The organism is Prolixibacter denitrificans (genome assembly GCF_003014495.1).
GTDB classification, from domain to species: Bacteria; Bacteroidota; Bacteroidia; order Bacteroidales; family Prolixibacteraceae; genus Prolixibacter; species Prolixibacter denitrificans.
In genome coordinates, this window is sequence record NZ_PYGC01000031.1 from 1 (window position 1) to 1,750 (window position 1,750).

Annotated in this window: 2 protein-coding genes; both read right to left on the bottom strand. The window is 36.6% G+C overall.

Features of this window, described 5'->3' with window-relative positions; all coding sequences use genetic code 11:
* Positions 1-108: 108 nt before the first annotated feature.
* A complete protein-coding gene (locus CLV93_RS20025) occupies positions 109-777 on the bottom strand; it encodes a DUF6904 family protein (RefSeq protein WP_106544009.1) in 669 nt (222 codons plus the stop codon).
* Between the two features lie 204 nt (positions 778-981).
* Entirely contained in the window at positions 982-1,512 is a 531-nt protein-coding gene (locus CLV93_RS20030; RefSeq protein WP_106544010.1) for a hypothetical protein, read from the bottom strand.
* Positions 1,513-1,750: the final 238 nt, after the last annotated feature.

Genomic DNA, 1,750 nt, shown 5'->3' on the forward strand with positions numbered 1-1,750 from the left:
CGCATCTTAATGAACCGCTGTATACGAGGCCCGTACGTACAGTGGTGTGAGAGGTTCTCCGATAGGCATTTAGCCTATCGGCAGCCTACTCGATTAGCTGTAGTTTTTTTACCATTTTATGTCGGGAAAATTGTCAAATTCAAGGTCTGTAATTTCACAATTTCGCTCTTTAGCTGATATTTCAAAAGAGGAAATCAAATCTTTATATTCCTGTCTCCATTCCGAAAAATAGTCACCGATTAACCTTGGAATGCTCCTAAATCGTTTCTTGCCAGTCCGAGATGAGACAAAATGAATATGTAGTGCTTGATAAATTATGAAGGCAAATTTGTTTGTAATGTTTATTCTTTGTCCAATGAAGTGTTGTATGACGTTTGCTCCTTCAGCATCATAGTCAAACATTGCCCTTTCAACCACGTACTCCAACATATATAGATTTGCTTGATGCAATTTGTCTGTTTGAATGTATCCTGCATTATACCTTAATGTTGCAATGAATATTAGTATATCAGTCCAAACGCAATGGAATCCGTAATAGTCCATTTCTTTATCATCTCCATCAAATATAAGTTTGTCAGTGAGACGATTACCTGAATATGCTTTTCGAATTTCGTAGGCAAAATTCATTAGTAGCTGATTTTGTGCTTTTAATCTTTCGTTATACTCATCTAAAGAATTTGCAATCTCGTGAACAGTTGAATAAAGACTGTTTAAATCTCCATAGTCTCCAAATATTGAAATTCCTGTTCCGCTTTTTGTCGGATAACCTTGTAACATATTTTGTCTTTTAATCGTTTTTTGTCCTCAATGATTGCACTGGAAATGTGTTGTCAAAATTACAGCTAACGGTTGGTACATGTTGTCGGGGCGGATTTCGGAGCGCGTTCCTGTCCGAAGGACACGGAACTGCGATGCGAGAATCCGCAGTTGGCGTACCATCGAACCCCGCCCTGCAATATGTACTGTGTTAGGTGTTGGTTTTTAATTATTTTCATACATTTTCTCAGAATCATGAAGTGGAGTTAGCGAAAATATTTTCCCGTTTAAAACAGTCAAATAGAAACCGCCTATAAATTTGTAATCAACTGGTTTCCCTTTTTTCGAGGCGGGGTTCCACTTTCCCAATTTATTAATAGCATCTATTATTATCTTTTTGTCAATCTCTTTGGGCGTTTTTATTACAGCCGGGTATTGTAATTCTCCTGTTGAAGAAATAATAAAAGAGTATCTAATTTCCTTTGACTTAATTGTCAAATTTTTCAAGGTCGAATTATCAAGGAACTCGGCAATAAGTTTTACGTCACCATTTTTAATTGATGGGAAAACATCAGGATTGAATTCTGTTTTAATACCATGTTTTTTCCTATAAGTCGAAATTAGTCCAAGAACAATTAAAATCTCGAAGAATGAAGTAATGATAATACTCAACAAGTCATATGTAGTTATTGCAAAAATCCACAAGGCACTCCAGATAACTGTTAGGATTATGCTAAAATATTTATTTCTACTCATGTTTGCTTTTTTTTTAAACTTACACCTAACGGTCACTTGCAAGTTGTCGTTGCGGATTTCGAAGAGCGTCAGTGTCCGACAGGACATGACGGTCAAGAAAGGAGCAGAGACAACGCACACCACTGCACCCGCAATGCAATTTGCAATTCCTAAGTTTACATTTTCTTATCTTTTTAAAATTAACAGAAAGAACGAAAGAGTGGAATAAGGTTGAGATGCAATTTAGGCCACCAGAGCC

Excerpts from the sequence above, each read along its gene's own strand:
- CLV93_RS20025 (WP_106544009.1), bottom strand. The coding sequence starts at position 777 with ATGTTACAAGGTTATCCGACAAAAAGCGGAACAGGAATTTCAATATTT.
- CLV93_RS20030 (WP_106544010.1), bottom strand. The coding sequence starts at position 1,512 with ATGAGTAGAAATAAATATTTTAGCATAATCCTAACAGTTATCTGGAGT.